This is a genomic window from Zoogloea sp. (genome assembly GCF_030157465.1).
In the GTDB taxonomy this organism is placed as follows: Bacteria; Pseudomonadota; Gammaproteobacteria; order Burkholderiales; family Rhodocyclaceae; genus Zoogloea.
In genome coordinates, this window is the sequence record NZ_JAOAUU010000001.1 from 18,360 (window position 1) to 37,074 (window position 18,715).

17 protein-coding genes are annotated in these 18,715 nt (G+C 63.9%); 5 read left to right on the top strand and 12 right to left on the bottom strand.

Annotated elements, in window-relative coordinates; all coding sequences use genetic code 11:
- Positions 1 to 33 precede the first annotated feature (33 nt).
- Positions 34 to 1,248: a methyltransferase gene (locus tag Q1W26_RS00075; RefSeq protein ID WP_300434219.1), complete on the top strand. Its 1,215-nt coding sequence runs from the start codon at positions 34 to 36 to the stop codon at positions 1,246 to 1,248.
- A 21-nt stretch (positions 1,249 to 1,269) separates the two neighbouring features.
- Here Q1W26_RS00075 and Q1W26_RS00080 read toward each other — a convergent pair whose 3' ends face one another.
- Entirely contained in the window at positions 1,270 to 1,923 is a 654-nt protein-coding gene (locus Q1W26_RS00080; protein WP_300434221.1) for a GntR family transcriptional regulator, read from the bottom strand.
- A 175-nt stretch (positions 1,924 to 2,098) separates the two neighbouring features.
- Between Q1W26_RS00080 and Q1W26_RS00085 the strand changes: the two genes are divergently transcribed.
- Both Q1W26_RS00085 and Q1W26_RS00090 read left to right on the top strand, forming a co-directional pair.
- A complete protein-coding gene (locus Q1W26_RS00085; protein ID WP_300434223.1) occupies positions 2,099 to 3,238 on the top strand; it encodes an ABC transporter substrate-binding protein in 1,140 nt (379 codons plus the stop codon).
- 28 nt (positions 3,239 to 3,266) lie between these two features.
- A complete protein-coding gene (locus Q1W26_RS00090; protein WP_300434224.1) occupies positions 3,267 to 5,024 on the top strand; it encodes an FAD-dependent monooxygenase in 1,758 nt (585 codons plus the stop codon).
- Between the two features lie 301 nt (positions 5,025 to 5,325).
- On the opposite strand, the gene Q1W26_RS00095 is transcribed toward Q1W26_RS00090, so the two are convergent.
- The 3 genes from Q1W26_RS00095 to Q1W26_RS00105 form a co-directional block, all read right to left on the bottom strand.
- Positions 5,326 to 5,970 (bottom strand): DsbA family protein, encoded by a 645-nt coding sequence (locus Q1W26_RS00095; RefSeq protein ID WP_300434225.1) that lies wholly within the window; start codon positions 5,968 to 5,970, stop codon positions 5,326 to 5,328.
- A 33-nt stretch (positions 5,971 to 6,003) separates the two neighbouring features.
- The gene (locus Q1W26_RS00100; protein WP_300434226.1) at positions 6,004 to 7,245 is read right to left on the bottom strand and encodes an MFS transporter; all 1,242 of its coding nucleotides are present in this window, start codon (positions 7,243 to 7,245) and stop codon (positions 6,004 to 6,006) included.
- 75 nt (positions 7,246 to 7,320) lie between these two features.
- Positions 7,321 to 7,764, bottom strand: coding sequence for a PaaI family thioesterase (locus tag Q1W26_RS00105; RefSeq protein ID WP_300434227.1), 444 nt, complete (start codon positions 7,762 to 7,764; stop codon positions 7,321 to 7,323).
- Positions 7,765 to 7,861: 97 nt separating this feature from the next.
- Here Q1W26_RS00105 and Q1W26_RS00110 point away from each other — a divergent pair, with 97 nt between their 5' ends.
- Positions 7,862 to 8,785, top strand: coding sequence for a LysR substrate-binding domain-containing protein (locus Q1W26_RS00110; protein WP_300434229.1), 924 nt, complete (start codon positions 7,862 to 7,864; stop codon positions 8,783 to 8,785).
- 7 nt (positions 8,786 to 8,792) lie between these two features.
- Here the strand turns inward: Q1W26_RS00110 and Q1W26_RS00115 are convergent, their stop codons facing one another.
- On the bottom strand, positions 8,793 to 9,689 hold the full coding sequence (locus tag Q1W26_RS00115) for a LysR family transcriptional regulator (RefSeq protein WP_300434230.1): 897 nt from the start codon (positions 9,687 to 9,689) through the stop codon (positions 8,793 to 8,795).
- A gap of 9 nt (positions 9,690 to 9,698) precedes the next feature.
- On the opposite strand from Q1W26_RS00115, the gene Q1W26_RS00120 reads away from it, so the two are divergent.
- Positions 9,699 to 11,294: an MFS transporter gene (locus Q1W26_RS00120; RefSeq protein WP_300434231.1), complete on the top strand. Its 1,596-nt coding sequence runs from the start codon at positions 9,699 to 9,701 to the stop codon at positions 11,292 to 11,294.
- Between the two features lie 70 nt (positions 11,295 to 11,364).
- Here the strand turns inward: Q1W26_RS00120 and pgl are convergent, their stop codons facing one another.
- From pgl to Q1W26_RS00155, 7 genes are all read right to left on the bottom strand, one after another.
- On the bottom strand, positions 11,365 to 12,054 hold the full coding sequence (gene pgl / locus Q1W26_RS00125) for a 6-phosphogluconolactonase (RefSeq protein ID WP_300434232.1): 690 nt from the start codon (positions 12,052 to 12,054) through the stop codon (positions 11,365 to 11,367).
- Complete coding sequence (gene zwf / locus Q1W26_RS00130) at positions 12,054 to 13,517, bottom strand: glucose-6-phosphate dehydrogenase (protein WP_300434233.1); 1,464 nt, start codon at positions 13,515 to 13,517, stop codon at positions 12,054 to 12,056. Before zwf ends, pgl begins: the two co-directional genes overlap by 1 nt.
- The gene (gene gnd / locus Q1W26_RS00135) at positions 13,514 to 14,953 is read right to left on the bottom strand and encodes a decarboxylating NADP(+)-dependent phosphogluconate dehydrogenase (protein ID WP_300434235.1); all 1,440 of its coding nucleotides are present in this window, start codon (positions 14,951 to 14,953) and stop codon (positions 13,514 to 13,516) included. Before gnd ends, zwf begins: the two co-directional genes overlap by 4 nt.
- 112 nt (positions 14,954 to 15,065) lie before the next feature.
- A complete protein-coding gene (locus Q1W26_RS00140) occupies positions 15,066 to 15,479 on the bottom strand; it encodes a cupin domain-containing protein (protein ID WP_300434238.1) in 414 nt (137 codons plus the stop codon).
- Between the two features lie 223 nt (positions 15,480 to 15,702).
- Positions 15,703 to 16,275 carry a chemotaxis protein CheB gene (locus Q1W26_RS00145; protein WP_300434241.1) on the bottom strand — a complete coding sequence of 191 codons (573 nt, stop codon included), beginning with the start codon at positions 16,273 to 16,275 and terminating at the stop codon, positions 15,703 to 15,705.
- Positions 16,276 to 16,306: 31 nt separating this feature from the next.
- A complete protein-coding gene (locus Q1W26_RS00150) occupies positions 16,307 to 16,642 on the bottom strand; it encodes a DnaJ domain-containing protein (protein ID WP_300434243.1) in 336 nt (111 codons plus the stop codon).
- Between the two features lie 532 nt (positions 16,643 to 17,174).
- Positions 17,175 to 18,641, bottom strand: a complete 1,467-nt coding sequence (locus Q1W26_RS00155; protein WP_300434245.1) for a GGDEF domain-containing protein — start codon at positions 18,639 to 18,641, stop codon at positions 17,175 to 17,177.
- Between the last annotated feature and the right edge of the window lie 74 nt (positions 18,642 to 18,715).

The window sequence follows — 18,715 nt, forward strand, 5'->3', positions numbered from 1 at the left end:
GGCAGCCCCTTTCCGCCAGCCCCCCCCCGACCCATGAACCACCGCGAGCGATTTCTCGAACTGCAATCCGTGCTCAACGCACACCAGGCCTTCTGGCGGCCGGCGCCGTTTTACATTCGCCGGCCCGATTGGTGCGCGCACTGGCCGGCCCTGGCCGACGCGGTGCTCGGCCTCGACGACGCGACGCTCGAAAGACTGGGTGCCGACCCGGACGCCAATCTCGCCTGGCTTGAAACCCTGCTGCCGCTGGCCGGGCAGCTTGGCGCCCTGTGCGACGTGCCCCGGCTGGCCATGCGCGATCTTCCGCCCAGCGATGCGCATTTCGACTGGCACATCCCCGGGCGCAAACGCGAGCAGATCGACGCCTTCGCGGCCCAGGGGCCGGCCTCCCGGGCGCCGCTGCTGGAATGGTGTGCCGGCAAGGGGCATCTCGGACGGCGCCTGGCGATGACCGACCGCCTGCCGGTGCGCTCGCTGGAAATCGACCCGACCTTGTGCGAGGACGCCACCCGCCTCGCCGCCCGCTCCGGCATCGAGCAGACGGTGCTGTGCGCCGACGCGCTGGATGAGGCCTCCCGCAGCCACGTGCGCGATCACGCGGTGCTGGCGCTGCACGCCTGCGGCGAGTTGCACCGCTCGCTGGTACGCACCGCGGCGCACGACGGCGCCCACAGCTATCGCATCGCGCCCTGCTGCTATTACCGCGGCGCGCAAGACGGCTACCGCCCCCTGAGCCGCGACGCCGCGCTGGCGCTCGACGGCAATGCCCTGCGCCTGGCCGTGACCGAAACGGTCAAGGCCCCGCTGCGCATCCGCCAGCGGCTCGCCCGGGACCAGGCCTGGAAGCTCGGCTTCGTGGCCCTGCGCAATGACATCCAGGGCGAGGCGATCCGGCCCTTCAAGCCGGTGCCTTCGATCTGGCTGTCGGGCGATTTCGTCACCTACTGCCGCTTGCTGGCCGAGCGGGAAAAACTGGCCCTCCCGGAAACCGTCGACTGGGCCCGCTGGCTGGCCGCCGGCGAAGCCCGCCGCGCCGAAGTCAGGCGTTTCGAACTGGTCCGCCATGCCTTTCGGCGGGCGCTGGAAATGTGGCTGGTGCTGGATCTCGCCCTGGGGCTGGAGGAAGCCGGTTTCGAGGTGCAGGTGGGCACCTTCTGCGACCGGGAGCTGACGCCCAGAAACCTGATGGTGCTGGCCCAGCAGGCCGGCGGCGCAGCGGGCAAAGAAGATATTTCCCTGCCAGCCTGACCCGCCGGCAAGGGCGCTCGGTTAGGCGGCCAACCCGCGCAGATGGCCAAGCACGCTCGCCGACACGCTGAGAATGTGGGCCTGCGCGGCGGCGTCGGCGCGCCGGGGGTCGCCGGAGGCGATGGCCTCGATCACGCTGTCGTGCTCATCGACCACCCGCTTCAGGTGCGCCGCGAAGCCGCAGCTCTGCACGATGAAGAAATCCGACAATTCGAAGTTGGCCAGCTGACGGTTGCAGATCAGCGGCGAATGCGCCATCTGGTGCAGCTGCCGGTGAAACTGCACGTTGATGCGCCGGTACGCTTCGGGGCTTGCCGCGTCGGGCCCGGGCGCATCGAGCTGGCTGTTGATCTCGCGCAGCGAGGCCAGCTCAAGGGCGCTCGCGCGGGTGGCGGCCAGCCCGGCGATCACGCCTTCCACCGCGGCAAACATGCGATAGAAATCTTCCACCTCGTCGGCCGACGGCGCGATCACCTCGCAGCCAACCTGGGCCGTGATGCGCACAAAGCCCCGCTCCTGCAGGCTGTTGAGCGCCGTCATGATGGGCTGCCGGCTGATGCCGGTTTCCTCGCCGATGTCCTTCACCGAAATCCGTTCGCCAAAGCGATAACGCCCGGCGAGCAGACGCTGCAGGATCTCCTGAAAGATGACGGCTTTTTTGTGGGGTATTTCCATGCTGTCCGGCTGTGTGGAAGAGTCGATCGCAAAACGGGGAGGAATGTTAGCACCCGCAAGCAAAGAGGCGGCCGCCGGAAATTTACCTCCTGTCAGTGTGAAGAGCGCTTGCTTTTCATTTCTTGCATGCTAGCATGCAAGATCAAACAGCAGCCCATAAAACAGGAGACAAACCATGCAGACCCACCTCAAGACTTCCGTTGCCGCCCTCGCCCTTTCGCTGGCCGGAGGCTCCGCCCTGGCCGACATCAACGTCGGCGTCGTGTTCTCGCTGACCGGCCCGGCTGCATCCCTTGGCGCCGAAACCAAAAAGGCCGTCGAGCTGATGCCGCAAACCCTGGGCGCCGAGAAGATCAACTACATCATCCTCGACGACGCCACCGACCCGACCAACGCGGTGAAAAACGCCCGCAAGCTGATCGGCGAGAACAAGGTCGACGTGATCCTGGGGCCCAACCTGATCACCTCCGGCACCGCGATGGCCGATGTCGCCAACGAGGAAAAAACCGTGCTGCTGTCGATGGCCCCGATCGAAGTCGCGGCCGACAAGCAGAAGTGGGCCTTCCGCGTCGAACCCACTGCCGAAATCATGGTTGGGCGCGCGGTCGAGGACATGAAGGAAAAGGGCATCAAGACGGTCGGCTTCGTCGGCTTCAATGATTCCTGGGGCGAGCTGCTGCTGAAGGCCCTCACCAAAACCTCCGACGCCGCCGGCATCAAGATCGTGGCCACCGAACGCTTCGCCCGCACCGACACCTCCGTTACCGGCCAGGCGCTCAAGGTGGTTGCGGCCAAGCCGGATGCGGTGTTTGTCGGCGGCTCCGGCACGCCGGCGGCGCTCCCCCAGTCCACGCTGCGCGAGCGCGGCTACAAGGGCCCGATCTACCAGTCCCACGCCGTGGCCAACCGGGATTTCCTGCGCGTCGGCGGCAAGGCCGTAGAAGGCGCGCGCCTGGCCGTTGCGCCGGTGCTGGTGGCCGAACAACTGCCCGACAGCCATCCGAACAAAAAGGTTGGCCTTGCCTTTGTACAGGCTGTAGAAGCCAAGAACGGCGCCAACACCCGCTCCACTTTCGCCGGCGCCTCGTGGGACGGCTGGCTGATGCTCGAAGGCGCCTTCACCACCGCGCTGAAATCCGCCAAGCCCGGCACCCCGGCCTTCCGCGAAGCCGTGCGCGACGCGCTGGAAAAAACCTCCAAACTGGTCGGCGCCAACGGCACCTACACCATGTCGCCCACCAACCACGGCGGCTACGCCCCGACCAGCCCCGTGCTGATCGAAGTGGCCAACGGCGGCTGGAAGCTGGTCAAGTAAACCGGCGCACCGACCGAGACGGACAACGATGAGCACTACGACAAATTTCGACACCGACGTGCTGGTGGTGGGCTCCGGCCCCACCGGCGCGGTCACCGCGCTGGCGCTCGCCACCTACGGCGTGCGCGTGCACATGGTGTCCAAGTGGAACTGGCTGGCCGACACGCCGCGCGCCCACATCACCAACCAGCGCGCCATGGAAGTGCTGCGCGACCTGGGCATCGAGGACGAGGTACGCAAGTACGCCACCGCCTGGGACCAGATGGGCGACACCCTGTTCACCACCAGCCTGGCCGGCGAGGAAATCGCCCGCCTGCGCACCTGGGGCACGGGTGACGAGCGCCACGGCGACTACGTGCAGGGCAGCCCCTGCCCGCTGCTCGACCTGACCCAGCCGCTGATGGAGCCGCTGCTGGTGAAGAACGCGGCCGAACGCGGCACCACGCTCGCGTTCAACACCGAGTACCTCGGGCACGACCAAGACGCCGACGGCGTCACGGTAAGCCTGAAGGACCGCCTCTCGGGCCGCGAATACACGATGCGCGCCCGCTACCTGGTTGGCGCCGACGGGGCCCGCTCGAAGATTGCCGACGAGATCGGCCTGCCGCTGGTTGGCCAGCTGGCACGTGCCGGCACCGCCTACGTGGTCTTCAACGCCGACCTCAGCCGCTACGTGGCCCACCGGCCGGCGATCCTGCACTGGATCGTCACGCCGGCGGCCGGTTTTGGCGAGATCGGCATGGGCCTGCTGCGGGCCGTGCGGCCGTGGGACCAGTGGATTGCCGGCTGGGGTTTCAACATGACCGACGGCGAACCCGACCTGTCGGACGAAACCGTGACCGGCAAGATCCGCACCCTGGTGGGCGACCCGAACCTGGAAGTTGAGCTGGTGCGCAGCTCCACCTGGTATGTGAACCAGCAGCACGCCACGCATTACTCCAAGGGCCGCGTGTTTTGCGGCGGCGACGCGGTGCACCGCCACCCGCCGTCGAGCGGGCTGGGGTCCAACACCTGCATGCAGGACGCCTTCAACCTGGCCTGGAAGCTGGCTTTCGTCGTCAAGGGCTACGCTGGCCCCGGCCTGCTGGAGTCATACAGCGACGAGCGGGCGCCGGTTGGCAAGCAGATCGTGGCGCGCGCCAACCAGTCGCGCCAGGACTACGCGCCGCTCAACGCCTGCTTCCGCGCCGAGGGCGGTGAAAACCCGGTGGCGGCCGGCCTCGCCCGCCTGCGCGCCGCAACGCCGGAGGGCGTAAAAACCCGCCAGGCGCTGCAGGAGGCGCTGGAGCTGAAGAACACCGAGTTCAATGCCCAGGGCGTGGAGCTGAACCAGCGCTACGAATCCACCGCCGTCGCGCCCGATCCGGCCGCCGGCGAGGAAGTGTGGCAGCGCGATCGCCAGCTCTACCTGCAGGCCACGACCCGCCCCGGCGCCAAGATTCCTCACGCCTGGCTGGTCAATGAGCGCGGCGTGCGCGTGTCCACGCTGGATGTCACCGGCAAGGGCAAGTTCTCCCTCGTCACCGGCATCGCCGGCCAGGCCTGGGTGCGCGCGGCACAGGCCATGGAACTGCCCTGGCTACGCATCGTGGTCACCGGTGAAAAAGGCAGCCTCGACCCCTACTGCGCCTGGCAGCGGGTGCGCGAAATCCACGAAGCCGGCGCCCTGCTGGTACGCCCGGACGGCTACATCGCCTGGCGCCAGAGCGACGCGGTGTGGGATGACGCCGACGCGCAAAGCCAGTTGAAGGCCGCGCTCGACGCGGTGCTGGATCGACACGACTGACACGCCGAACGCGCAGGCGCTGCGAGCAAAAAATCCGGAACCCGCTTTGGGTTCCGGATTTTTTATTCTGGATAATTGCAGTGCAACGCGCCCGATGGCGCAGCACGGGTAGATCGGGTTAGCCCGCAGGGCGTAACCCGACACCAGCATGAACATCGATGGATACGTCCGATGTCGGGTTACGCTGCGCTAACCCGACCTACCCAAGCTGATCAACGGCTTGCCTGTGATTCAGCTCGCGGATGGGCGACTGAAGTCGCCCCCACAAAGGCACAACACCGCACCCGATGGCCCAGCCGGGCTAACGGGCCGCGCCAAAGCGGACCTTCGCCGCGGCCTGCATCGCGGGGGAGTCCAGCCCCGGATCACCCTCAAGACAGGCCCGCAGCATGGGCAGGGAATCGAGCCCCCAGAACAGCCGGTCGCCCACGGTGATCGTCGGCACGCCGAAGATGCCGTCGGCGGCGGCGCGGGCGGTGTTGTCCCGGAGGCGCGCCTTGATCTCGGGCGCATCCAGCTTGAGGGCGGCTTCGCTCACGTCGAGCCGCGCGAGCATGGCCTGCCAGGCCTCCGTGCTGTCGGGGTCGCAGCCCGTGGTGAACAGCTGGTCGAACACCGCCGATACCGCCTGCGGCGTGGTGCCCAGGGCCAGGATCAGGCGCAGGTAGCGGAGCGGATTGAACGGGTGCGCCGACGGCATGACGAAGGGTATTCCCTGCTGCTGGGCCGTCCAGATGCACAGCTCATAAGTGAAGCGGCGCTTGCGCTCGATCTCGGCCGGGCCCTTGTGACCGAAGGCATTGAGCAGCCCGGCAAACAGCACCGGGCGCAGTTCAAGCGTGATGGGCAGGGGCGCCCGGCGCAAGGCGTGCTCCATCAGGTAGGCCCACGGGGAAATCACGTCAAAGTAGAAGATGGCCGGGGGCCTGGGTTCTGAAGTGCTCAAGGCAGACTCCTTTGCGGGTGGGCAGAGCGCGTGTCAGTGAATATTTTGCGGTTCGGGCTGAAGTCCGATCGGCAGGTGCTCGATCCGTGCTTCGCGAATCGGCAGGTTGATCACCGCAGCCATCGCGGCCAGGGCCATGTCGGCGTACCACATCCAGTTGTAATTGCCGAACTCCACCACCGCCAGGCCGCCCAGCCAGGCGCCGAGAAAACCGCCGATCTGGTGAGACAGCAAGGTAAGGCCGAACAGCGTGCCGAGGTAGCGCACGCCGAAGAGCTTGCCGACAAGGGCTGCGGTGGGCGGCACGGTGGCCAGCCAGGTAAAGCCGAGGCCGGCGGCGAACACGTAGAAGGTCAGCGCCGAGGACGGCAGGAGCAGGTAGGCGCCGATCAGCACGACGCGGGAGGCGTACATCACCGCCAGCACGTACTTGCTGCGGTAGCGGGACACGCAGGAACCCGCGTAAAGGCTGCCGAAGAGATTGGCCAGCCCGATGATGGCGAGGGACCAGCTGGCGACGACAGGCGGCAGGCCGCACAGGTCCACCTCGCCCGGCAGATGGGTGACGAGAAAGGCGATGTGAAAGCCGCAGGTAAAAAAGCCCAGGTGCAGGAGCAGGTAGCTGCGGTCGACCAGCGCGCCCCGGATCGCATGCATCACCCCCTGGTCCGCTTCGGGATGGGCCGGCGGCGGTGTCGTCACCGGGCGGGTCAGCCGCCCCACCAGCGGCAGCGCGGTCAGCGCCATCAGGGCCATGGCCCACATGGCATTGACCCAGCCGACGGTCTGGATGAGCTTTTGCAGGATGGGGGCGAACAGGAACTGGCCAAGGGAGCCCCCGGCGTTGATGACGCCCGACGCGGTACCACGCGCCTCGAGGGGCAGCCGCCGTGCGGCGGCGCCGATCAGCACCGAGAAACTGGCCGCCCCGGCGCCAACCTGGGTCATCAGGCCGATGGCCACCGCAAGGCCGAAACCCGAATCCATGAACGGGGTGACGGCGCAGCCCAGGGCCAGCAAGATCACGGCCGCCAGCAGCACCGGGCGGGGCCCGTAGCGATCGGCCACCGCGCCCGCCACCGGCTGGATCGCGCCCCAGGTGAACTGGCCGACCGCCATGGCAAGGCTGATGGTGGCAATGCCCAGGCCGGTCGCGCTGTTGAGCGGGCTGACGAACAGGCCGAGCGACTGGCGCGTGCCCATCGTGATCGCCAGGATGCCGGCGGCCAGCAAGGTGGTGAGCAGGGCCCCGGGGCTGCGCAGGGAGCGGAACATGGCTTGGATCTCGGCAGGACGGAGGCGCTAACGGGGCCAGGGCGCCGGCCAGCTGTACAGGTCGATCATGACGTTCTACTTTTCGACCTTGCCGTGCATGACCATGATGGTTTGCTGCATCAGCGCACACAGCGATTCCTTGCCGTCCTTGACCGCAAAAACCTCGGCCTTGGTGACGATCAGCGTCCGGCCGGAGCGCAGCACCTCGCCCCGGGCGATGAGCTTTTCACCATCGGCCGGCGCCATCAGGTTCATCTTGAATTCCACGGTGAGCACCGAAGCGCTGGCCGGCACCATGGTCATGGCCGCATAGCCGGCCGCCGAATCGGCAATCATGCCAACCACGCCCCCGTGCACAAAACCGTGCTGCTGCTCGACGCCCTGCCAGTGGGGCAGGTGAATTTCGGTGCGGCCCTGTTCCACGAGCGGCAAGCTGGCCTGGATGAGGTGCATCGCGTTCTGCCGCTCGAAGCTGGCGCGGACACGCTCGGCGAAGTGGGGATCAGAAATGTGGGCCATGTCTCAAGTCTCCGGGGAGGGGGAAATCACCTGCATTAGAATTCATGGATTGGCGCCGCTCAACCGAGTTTTTCGGCCCTTCACATGAGTAAACAGAATGCCAACGCCCCTCGCCAGAATCCCGTCGCTAGACCTTTTGCGCGGCTTTGTCGCCGTGGGGCGGCGCATGAGCATCACCCTCGCCGCCCAGGATCTGTTCCTGACCCAGTCGGCGGTCAGCCGGCAGATTCACGGGCTGGAATCCGCCCTGGGCATCAAGCTGTTTGAACGGGCGCACCGCGCCATCCACTTCACGCCCGAAGGCGAGCGGCTGTTCCTCAGCGCCGACAATGCAATGCAACAGCTGCAGGACACCATCGGCGCCCTGCAGGCCAGCCAAGCCCACCACCCGGTTACGTTGACGGCCAGCATTTCGTTTGTCGGCCTATGGCTGCTGCCGCGCCTGCCGGGCTTTCAGCAGCAGCATCCCGAGATCGAAGTTCGCCTGTCGGCCAACAACAACATCGTCGACCTGCGTCACGAGGGGCTGGACATTGCGATCCGCTATTGCGCCGGGGACAGCATGCCCACCGGCGCCCGCCGGCTTTTTGGCGAGACGATCTTTCCGGTGGCCCACCCCAGCCTCGGCATTGCCCGACTGAACGACCCTTCAATCATCGCCCGCTCGGTGCTGCTCGAATTCGAAGGCGACCACTCCCCCTGGTGGAACTGGGAGAGCTGGCTGGACATGCAGGGCTGGTCCGGCGTCAAACCCAAGGGCGTCATCCGTTTCAACCTCTTCGACCAGATGATCCACGCCACCATTGCCGGCCAGGGCATTGCACTTGGACGCAGCCAGTTCATCCGCCCGATGCTGGACGACGGTCGCCTCGTTGCGCTGCCGACACCCCGCCCCGGCCCCAGATCGAACAAGGTTTTCTGCCTGCTTCAGCGCAGCCCGACACCGTCGAAAGAAACCCAGGCCTTGATCGACTGGATTGTTGCCGAAGCACGGCTGACGGATGAGCTTCAGCGTGCCTGAGCCTTGTTCAGCGAAGCGACGCGCAAACCTCCTTGACGTGGCCGCGCAGCCAGCGATGGGCCGGATCGGCATCCAGCCGGGGGTGCCAGAGCAGTGACACTGTGATCTCCGGCGTGGGCACCGGAAGCGGGAAACTATGCATTCCGGCACGCAGGTTTCCGGTGTGGCGTTCAGGAACACTGGCAATCAGGTCGGAGGCCCGGGCCAAAGCCAGCGCATTCGAAAATCCGCCCACAATGGTGACGACTTTTCGCTCCAGGCCCAGGAGCTTCAAGGCCTCATCGATCGCCCCCCTGTCCAGACCTTGCCGCGAAACGTGGATGTGCCGGCCGGCGGCATAGCTGACCGGGCTTATCGCAGCCTGGCTCAGCGGGTGCCCCAGGCGCACGACGCCGACGAAGCGGTCACGGATCAAGGCCTGCACACGCAGCTCCGGAGCGGTTGCTGAGTCCACAACACCGGTTTCCAGATCGACGGCGCCATCGCGCAGCGGCCTGCTGTCCTTGTCGGATTTCTGCATGAAGAACAGCCGCACGCCGGGCGCTTCGGCCTCGATGCGGGCGACAAGCGCCGGCCCGAAATTCTCCACAAAGCCGTCACTGGTCCGCAGCGTGAATGTTCGAACCAGCTGGGCAGGATCGAGCTTTTCGACGGGACGCAAAACGGCGTGCCCTTCCTGCACGAGCTGACCGACGCGCTCCCGCAGTTCGATCGCCCGGGGCGTAGGAACGAGCCCGCGCCCGGCCCTGACCAGCAAGGGATCGCCGGTTGTCTCGCGCAAGCGCGCCAGCGCCCGGCTCATCGCCGACGGGCTCAGGCGCAGCCGCCTGGCAGCCCGCGCAACGCTCCCTTCGGCGAGCAGCACATCAAGGGTTACCAGCAAGTTGAAATCGGGCATCGACATGAATGGAACATGGCGTTCAATGCACGAATACTATGCAAATGCTGCGCCTTCCGCCATGCAAGCCCGAGGGCTAAGCTTCAGATCGATCCCGTTCGGGCGTCGTCAGAAAAGGAACTCATCGTGAAGCCAATCATTGCAGGGCAAGCGTCGGTTCGGTGGGCACTCACCAGTCTCGCGCTATCCGTGCTGCTCTCGTCGCTTGGCACCAGCATCGCCAACGTGGCTTTGCCGAGCCTGGCCGAAGCGTTCAATGCCTCGTTCCAGGCGGTCCAATGGATCGTTCTGGCGTATCTCCTGGCCATCACCACGCTGATCGTCAGCGCCGGACGGCTCGGCGACATCCTTGGACGCAGAAGGCTGCTCTTGGCCGGGATATCCCTGTTTACGCTGGCATCCATCCTCTGCGGTGTCGCGCCCACGCTCGGGCTGCTGATTGCGGCGCGCGCGCTGCAAGGCCTTGGCGCCGCCGTCATGATGGCGCTGGCCATGGCGTTTGTCGGCGAAACGGTTCCCAAGGAAAAGACCGGCAGCGCCATCGGGCTGCTCGGCACGATGTCGGCGATTGGCACCGCACTGGGCCCGTCGCTCGGCGGCATGCTGATCGCCGGCGCGGGCTGGCGCTCGATCTTCCTGATCAACCTGCCCCTAGGTGCGCTGACCCTCCTGCTCGCGCAGCGCCACCTGCCCGGTGATCAAAGCGCGCCCACCACCGGGGAAACCCGCTTCGACTACCTGGGCACACTCCTGCTTGCGCTGACGCTCGCCGTCTATGCCCTGGCAATGACGACCGGGCGCGGCCATTTCGGGCTGTTTAACCTTGCCTTGCTGCTGCTTGCGGCATGCGGTGTCGGGCTCTTTGTGCGCGCCGAGGCGAGGGCAATCTCTCCGTTGATCCGGTTGGCGATGTTCCGCAACTCGCAGTTGAGCGCCCCCAGGGCCGGGCTACGCCCCGCCCGCCCCCCGTGGGGGACAAGAAAACTTGGGACGGCCCTGCCTTTTCTTGAGAGTCGTCGCCTCGCCACAAATGCGCTGGTTTCGACGGTGATGATGGCGACGCTGGTGGTTGGCCCCTTTTATCTCGCGGTAGCGCTCGGGCTCGATGCGTGGCGGCTTGGACTCGTGATGTCCGCCGGCCCGCTGGTGGCCGCGCTCACCGCAGTGCCGGCCGGGCGCATGACAGACCGGTTTGGCGCTGCAGGCATCGCCGGAATCGGGCTGCTCGGAATGGCGGCCGGCGCCGGCATCCTTGCCTTGCTGCCGACACGCTTGGGCATCCCCGGCTACCTCGCCCCCATCGTCGTCGTCACCTTCAGCTATGCGCTGTTCCAGACGGCCAATAACACCGCGGTCATGTTGAATACCACCCCTGACCAGCGAGGCGCCATTTCGGGCCTGCTCAACCTGTCGCGCAACCTGGGGCTCATCACCGGCGCATCGGTCATGGGCGCAATTTTTGCGTTCGCTTCGGGTACGACCGACATCACAACCGCTCGCCCCGAAGCCGTTGCAGCCGGCATGCGGATCACTTTCGCCGTCGCGGCAGCCCTCATCGTCATTGCGCTCGCCATCACGGCCAGGGCCGAGCGTCGACAGCCTGCTTCGTAAGCGGCGCCCCCTGTTGGGGCGACTTCAGTCGCCCCAACAATCGGCCCGGACTCTCTCCGGTTCAGAGCGCCTACGCCATGAAGTTCGTTGACCGCCCGGCTTCGGCATCGGCCAGCAGGCAGGCGTCGTTGCGCACCGCATGGGCGATGGGAAGCGTGGCGCCTTGCTGCCAGGCGAACAAGGCGGGGGCTTTTTCTGCGCCGGTGATCAATACCAGTTGCTTGCGGCAAGCGCGCAATGTCTCAAAGTTCAGACTGACACGCTCGGCAGGTGGCTTCGGTGCGCCGTGCACGGCAATGACCGGGGCGATGGGGTCGCCGCTCGTCGAAAACAGACTGGCGGTGTGCCCGTCTTCACCCATGCCGAGAAGCACCAGATCGAAGGGCTTCCGGTCAAGAACCACCTTTGTATATTCGGCCGCCGCACGGGCTGCGCCGAGTTCGGCCGGAATAGGGTGAATCTGCCCGGCCGGTATTGCCACGTGGGAAAGCCAGACATCCTGCGCCATGCATGAGTTTCGTCCGGCGTGGTCGGAAGGCAGGCAGCGCTCGTCACTCCAGAAGATTTCCCAGGCGCTCCAGTCCTGCGCCATTCCGGCCAGCATTTCATAGGTCCGTTGCGGCGTGCTGCCACCGGCCAGAACAATCCGGAACATCCCGCGCTCACGGATCGCGGCCTCGGCTTCGGCGATGACAATACGGCAGGCCTGACCCGCGACCTCTTCGGGATCTGCCAACACTTTGCAGTTGACCGGCAGCATCAGCATTTTCCCCCGGGTTTGCCATCGCAGCGCAGTGTCTGTCGCCATTCCCGATCAGCCTGGCCGAATATCTGGTCCGCCGCTTTCGGCCCCCAACTGCCCACCGGATACTGCAAGGGCGGGCGCTCGTCATCGGCCCAGCCGCGCATGAAAGGATCGACGACATTCCACGCGGCCTTGACTTCGTCATAGCGCAGAAAGAGCGAGCGATCGCCCTGAATGACATCCATCAGCAACTCTTCGTAAGCTTCGGCCTTGCGCTCGCCGGGATTGCCGACCGACGCATCCATCGATATCTGGCGGGTACGGGTTTCCTGGCCGGGCACCTTGGCGGATATTTCCATCTGCACCACGTCGTCCGGCTGAATCCCGATCAGCAACCAGTTGGGATGGGCGGCGGAGGCACCCGCGCCCTGAAAGAGCTGTATCGGTGGCTCACGAAAACGTACCGCAACCATTGAACGCCGCTCCTTAAGGCGCTTGCCGGTGCGCAGGTAGAACGGCACGTCGCGCCAGCGCCAGTTGTCCACGTACAGCTTGAGCGCGGCATAGGTTTCTGTATGGCTGCCGGCGGCGACGCCGGCCTCCTGCTGATAGCCGGCGTACTGCGCGCGCACCGCATGGCTGGCCAGCTGCGACGGGTCGAGCGGGCGAATCGAGCGCAGCACCTTGACCTTTTCATCACGCAGGGATTCGGCCTCCAACGATACCGGGGGTTCCATGGCCAGCAAGGCGAGAACCTGCAGCAGGTGGCTCTGGATCATGTCGCGGGTCGCCCCGCCATGCCGGTCGTAGTAGCTGGCCCGGCCGTTCACGCCGATGGTTTCCGCGTGCGTGATCTGAACCTGGTCAATGTAATGCCGGTTCCACAGGGGTTCCAGAATCATGTTGGCAAAACGCAAGACCAGCAGGTTCTGCACGGACTCCTTGCCGACGTAATGATCGATGCGGTAAATCTGCTCTTCCTTGAGGCGCAGATTGAGTTCGTGCTGCAAGTCGCGGGCCGATTGCAGGTCGTGGCCGAAAGGCTTTTCGATCACCATCCGGCGCCAGCCGGTGCGCTCGGCCAGCAAGCCGGCCTCGACCAGCCCGACGGTGATCGGCACGTATAACTCGGGGCTGACCGAGAGATAGAAAATCACGTTGTTGCCGCATTCGCCGGCCCCGATCCAGATGTCCAGCGCCTGATAGAACGCGGCATCTTCGAGGCTGCCAGTGAGATAGTCGAGGCGCGGGAGAAAGCTCTCCAGCGGCCCGGGGTCTGCAGCTTGCAGATGTTCTCGCACCTCGCCCCGCCAGGCATCCCGGGTAAAAGGTGTTCGGCCACAGCCGAGAATACGCACGTCAGGCGCCAGCTGCCCGAGGCAGTGCAACTGGAACAGGGCGGGCAAAAGCTTGGCCATTGCCAGGTTGCCTGTCGCTCCGAAGATCACGTAGGCATGCGATTCGGTGGCGCAACTCATGGCAGTTCCTCCTCGCCCCCGTCGCCCGTCCAGCGGGTGTGAAAGTGCGCCGTCCCGTCGCGGTCGATACGCTGGTACGTATGGGCCCCAAAGAAATCCCGTTGTGCCTGAATGATGTTTGCCGAACCCCTGGCAGAGCGATAGCCGTCGTAAAACGCCAGCGCCGAACCCAGCGCCGGCGCCGCGATGCCGTGCCCGACGGCCAGCATGACCGCCTTGCGCCAGCCGGCTTCCGCGGACCTGACCTCGGCCGCAAAGAACGGATCCTGCAGCAGGCTGGGCGGCACCGGCTGGCGCTCGAAGCTGTTCTTGATGTCACCCAGAAAGCGGCTGCGGATGATGCAACCGGCGCGCCACAGCAGGGCGATGTCACCGAAGGGCAAGTCCCAGCCGTTCTTTCCGGCGGCAGACTGCATGAGCATGAAGCCCTGGGTGTAGGAGACCAGTTTTGCTGCGTACAAGGCATCGTGCAGCGCATCGAGACAGGCCGCGCGTTCCGGCTCGGGCACGACAGTCGGCACGCTGCCCAGCAGCGCCGCCGCCGCAACCCGTTCAGATTTGCGCGCCGACAACATGCGGGCATGCACGGCTTCGCTGATCAGGGTGAGCGGCACGGCGTTATCGAGGGCATCCTGCGCCGTCCACACCCCGGTTCCCTTTTGCCCGGCCTGGTCGAGAATCGAATCGACCAGCGGGCTGCCGTCGTGGTCTCGCTGACGCAGTATGCGGGCGGTGATTTCAATCAGATAGGATTCCAGCCGACCGCCATTCCAGGCCTCGAAGCAGTCGGCCATTGTGTCGTGACTCAGGCCGAGGGCGTGCTGCATCAAGTGGCAGACTTCGGCGATCAATTGCATGTCGCCGTATTCGATGCCGTTATGAATCATCTTCACGTAATGGCCGGCCCCGCCCTCACCCAGCCACTGGCAGCACGGAATGCCATCCACCGTGGCGGCGATGGCCTGGAACATGTCGCGGATGGCGGGCCAGGCAGCCACAGCGCCGCCGGGCATCAGTGACGGCCCGAAACGGGCGCCGTCCTCGCCGCCGGAAACGCCCATGCCGACAAAGTGAATACCCTTGGCGGCAAGCGCCCGCCAGCGGCGGTCGGTGTCCTGGTAATTGGAGTTGCCCCCGTCAATCAGGATGTCCCCCGCTTCCAGCAAAGGTAGCAATTGCTCGATCACGCCCTCGACGGCGCGACCGGCAGTCACCATCATCAGAATCACGCGGGGTGAGCCAAGCTGGCTGACCAAGCCCTCGAGGTCATCGGCCACGGCGATGGCACGCCCTTGCCCATGGGTGTGGATGAATTCCGACGTAACGGCGCCCGTACGGTTGTAAACGCTCAGGCGAAAACCCTTGTCACTCAGGTTGAGCGCAAGGCTGGCACCCATCACGCCAAGGCCGACGATGCCCATGTCTGATCGGGTCATTCCTGCCTCCTGAAGTCGTGGCATTTCTTTTGACACTTTCATCCGGAGTGAGCTCCCCATTTTTTTGAAGGACCACTCTCCGCCTCGGATCCTGCTGCTGCCAGCCAACGCTCTATTCAGTTGTTTTGCCGTTGAAGTGTTCGGTATCGCCCTCGGCATCAGCACGGGTCTCGTGGATGACGCCATCCCTGTGATTGGGTGGGGCATAAAGCGTATAAAGTTTCAGCGCCACGGAGCCGGTGTTGATGATGTTGTGCTTGACCCCAGCCGGAACGAGCACCGCGAAGCCGGCTTCAATCGGCGTCCGGACTCCATCCAGCACAGCCTCGCCGGAACCCTCCTCGACACGGAAGAACTGATCAAGCTTGTGAGTCTCGGCGCCGATGTCCTCCTGGGGTTTCAACGACATCAGGACAAGCTGCGAATGTTTGGCCGTGTATAGCACCTGGCGAAAATTGTCATTTTTGACGGACAGACTTTCGATATCCTGCACAAAACCTTTCATCATCACTCCTTTGGTATGCATCTCAACGCCTTATCGCAAGCCCAAAAACGACAAGACGACAAGCACGACAACGATCAGCCCGACAATGTAGATAAGGCGGTTCATTAACAGCTCCCTTCGCGTAAGAATGCGGGCGATTCGTGCATTGAGGGTGCTTCACCGCCCGCCCGAAACCAGCTTACCCCGCCCGGCCATCGAGCTCTGTACGCCAACACGCACAACAGCTGGCCGGAAAGTCCCACGGTCAGAAAGATTCGGCGCGGGCAATCCGTACAATTTCGCCGGCAATATCTTCGGGTGACAGAATAAAATCGATGCAGCCGCTGGCAATTGCGCTTTCCGGCATGTCGGGCTGCTTGGCGGTACTCAGCTTTTGGGCAATCGTGACACCCCCGATTTCCTTTATGCCGCACAGCGCGTCGGCGCCGTCACCGTCATAGCCGGAAACAATGACCGCAATCAGCTTGCCGTCCCAGTGCTCGGTCAGCGAGCGCAGAAAGATCGTGATCACATCAGGCCAGCCTCGCGGCTTTGAAATGGGCTCGAGGTGAAACTCATCGCCATCGACGTGCAAATCCCGATTGGCCGGAATAATGAAGACATGGTTTGGCTCGATCAACAGCCTGTCCGAAATCAGATCGACCGGCATCGTGGTAAAGCGCGGCAGCACTTCATGGAGTTGCGTGGGCATGATCGTGAGGTGATTCACGATGACGATGGCCACGCCCATGTCGCACGGCAGGTTCTGCAATAGCCGGGTAAAGGCGTCGAGGCCGCCGGCTGAACCACCGACACAGACGATCGGAAATTTTTTCACCACACGCTCCGCATCGACAGCGCGGGAGTTTTCACTCCTCGTCCCGGCCCTGGTTCAGCCAGAACCATGAAAAATAATTAAAGAGGACCAGCCCCCAGCTGAAACTCCCCATGCCTGAAAGGCTTGTGGCCAGGGCTGCCCTGTCAATGCAGATATTATTTATCTGATGATCGTAGGCGGCCTTAGAGTCGGGGCGTCTGAGCGTTCTGTAGGCCTCGGCGACATCCTTGAATTTCCGTTCTCCATCCAGATCCTCGGTGACATCGGGATGAAAACGTTGTGCGAGGATGCGGAAGGCCGACTTGATTTCGGCGCAGGAAGCACACCGATCAATCTGCAAGGTTGCATAGTAGTTCTGGCGGCTCATTGTTTTCTCCTTGACCTTGGCGGCCCGCTTCGCTGGATGTCGCCTGTCGTGGATAGGTGCAGCTGTCGCCATTGCCCAAATCTACACGGCACGGAATATTGATCTGTTCGCTAGCGCGCATAGGGCCTGATGTGTTCAGGCCCATCGATCCAGTCCGGCCGCAGCAAAGCCAGGGAAGTGGCCGGCGATCTGACGACCGACCTGAAAGACGCCAGCAAAGGCAAATGAATGGATCTTCCTTGGCCAGCGCTGCTGGGCAGCTTGGGCCAGATCGGCAGCACTTCAACTGGCCCCGTCGCCCAGCCGAAAATCGCGGTGAAGAGCCGCTTATTGATTTGGGAAACTCGAACTTCCGCCCCCATTTGCCATCAGATTCGGCGGGATTTCAAAACTCGCTTATTAAGTTGAGCTATCAGCACAACATTCAGCCGATGACACCACGGCCTTTTCCGGCCTTCAGGGTTTGGCCTGCAGAGCCCTGGCTTTCACTTTTTTATCATGCATCGTGTGCTTGATGAATGTTGTCACACGCTCATCCGGCCACGACTTGATTACGTCCCGACTCCTTGGCGCGATAGAGAGCAAGATCAGCGCGCCGCAGGATTGTTTCGAAAGTCATGTCACCGGGCAGGCGCGCGGCAACGCCAATGCTGACCGTATGGCGAATGACCTGGCCATCGTCTGCTCTGGCAAGCTCGGATGCCTCGACAGCCTGGCGCAGGCGCTCTGCCAGGGTAGCGGCCCCTTGCGCCTCCGTCTCCGGCAGAATCGCGATGAATTCCTCCCCGCCCAAGCGACCGCAAGTGTCGACCCCACGCAAGATACCCAGCATCAGGTTTGCGATGTTTCGAATAACTTGATCGCCACTTGGGTGCCCCCAGCGATCATTGATCTTCTTGAACAGGTCGATGTCGATCATGAGTACCGAAAGCGGCTTGTCGTAACGTATGGCTCGGGCAAGCTCTTGCTCACCACGCTCGAAAAGATACCGGCGATTGGCAATTCCGGTGAGTACATCCGTTGTTGCCAAGGTATGCAAGGTCCGGCTTTGAGCAACGGTCCGCAAATAGGCACGCAATAACCCCAGAGACAAAAAAGTAAGGGCTGCATAGCCCAATGCAAACTGCCAGGCTCGCTGTTGCCACTCTTCAAGCGAGCGCGCCATGTCGTAGCCGACAATGGCGATGAACGGAAAGTTTTCCAGTCGGCTCAAGCCGAATATGCGCTCCCTGTTATCCAGCGGTGAGCGTGCCGTGAAAGTGGCGGCTGAGCCAATCTGTTCAAAAGCCGGTTGGCCAGGAGGCGCCAGCGTAAGCTTGCCCAAGTCGTCAAGCATGGGTGGGTTGCGGGCAATGACGACCCCCTCCGTATCAAGAATGGTTTGCACGTTGTAAGCATCGACCGCGAATGCCTCGATCCAGCGCTGTGCAAAATCCAGTTCTATCACAGCCATGGCGGCGGCCTGCATGCGGCCCTGGCGCGTGGCGATGCTCCGTGAAATGAGCACCACCGGCTTGCCGTTGGCCGATTTTTCAGCGGGCATATACTGGATATGCAGATTCTGGCCGGATTCATGGCTCGAGGCGGAGCAGAAGCGCTGACGACTCCGTGTGCCGAGAAAACTCTTGTAGCCGCCTACGGCAACGAACTTGCAGTGCTCATCGAGCAACACCAGATCAGTCAGGGCGGGCACCGAAACAAGTTTTTTCTCAAGCAGCGGAGTCAGATCGGCAAGGGACGTTTTTCGCGCCAGGGCAAGCTCCACATGGTCGGCCATATCGCGCAAAACATAATCAGCCGCGATAAAGGTGTCACCAAACAATGCACCGACAAGCTGGCTTTTGTGCATGGCGAGGCGCGACACCTCCGCGACAGTCCGCTCCCGTTCACGCCAGAAATCAAAGACCAGCCACCCACCCGCCGCAAGCAGAAAAATGATGAGCACGCCGTGTGCGATGACAGAGCGTGCGAACGAGCCAGGTGGTGAGTAGAACGTCATGGCAGTGATTACGCTAGTTGATCGGCATTATGACAGAGCAAGCGGCGCAGACTGGAACGGGCTCACCACAGAGC

What these genes read in the sequence shown, in the direction of transcription:
- Q1W26_RS00085 (WP_300434223.1), top strand. Translation starts at nt 2,099, where the DNA reads ATGCAGACCCACCTCAAGACTTCCGTTGCCGCCCTCGCCCTTTCGCTG.
- Q1W26_RS00150 (WP_300434243.1), bottom strand. Translation starts at nt 16,642, where the DNA reads ATGAGCCGCCAGAACTACTATGCAACCTTGCAGATTGATCGGTGTGCT.
- Q1W26_RS00080 (WP_300434221.1), bottom strand. Translation starts at nt 1,923, where the DNA reads ATGGAAATACCCCACAAAAAAGCCGTCATCTTTCAGGAGATCCTGCAG.
- Q1W26_RS00090 (WP_300434224.1), top strand. Translation starts at nt 3,267, where the DNA reads ATGAGCACTACGACAAATTTCGACACCGACGTGCTGGTGGTGGGCTCC.
- Q1W26_RS00075 (WP_300434219.1), top strand. Translation starts at nt 34, where the DNA reads ATGAACCACCGCGAGCGATTTCTCGAACTGCAATCCGTGCTCAACGCA.
- pgl (WP_300434232.1), bottom strand. Translation starts at nt 12,054, where the DNA reads ATGCTGCCGGTCAACTGCAAAGTGTTGGCAGATCCCGAAGAGGTCGCG.
- Q1W26_RS00110 (WP_300434229.1), top strand. Translation starts at nt 7,862, where the DNA reads ATGCCAACGCCCCTCGCCAGAATCCCGTCGCTAGACCTTTTGCGCGGC.
- Q1W26_RS00115 (WP_300434230.1), bottom strand. Translation starts at nt 9,689, where the DNA reads ATGTCGATGCCCGATTTCAACTTGCTGGTAACCCTTGATGTGCTGCTC.
- Q1W26_RS00120 (WP_300434231.1), top strand. Translation starts at nt 9,699, where the DNA reads ATGGCGTTCAATGCACGAATACTATGCAAATGCTGCGCCTTCCGCCAT.
- Q1W26_RS00155 (WP_300434245.1), bottom strand. Translation starts at nt 18,641, where the DNA reads ATGACGTTCTACTCACCACCTGGCTCGTTCGCACGCTCTGTCATCGCA.
- zwf (WP_300434233.1), bottom strand. Translation starts at nt 13,517, where the DNA reads ATGAGTTGCGCCACCGAATCGCATGCCTACGTGATCTTCGGAGCGACA.
- gnd (WP_300434235.1), bottom strand. Translation starts at nt 14,953, where the DNA reads ATGACCCGATCAGACATGGGCATCGTCGGCCTTGGCGTGATGGGTGCC.
- Q1W26_RS00105 (WP_300434227.1), bottom strand. Translation starts at nt 7,764, where the DNA reads ATGGCCCACATTTCTGATCCCCACTTCGCCGAGCGTGTCCGCGCCAGC.
- Q1W26_RS00100 (WP_300434226.1), bottom strand. Translation starts at nt 7,245, where the DNA reads ATGTTCCGCTCCCTGCGCAGCCCCGGGGCCCTGCTCACCACCTTGCTG.
- Q1W26_RS00140 (WP_300434238.1), bottom strand. Translation starts at nt 15,479, where the DNA reads ATGCATACCAAAGGAGTGATGATGAAAGGTTTTGTGCAGGATATCGAA.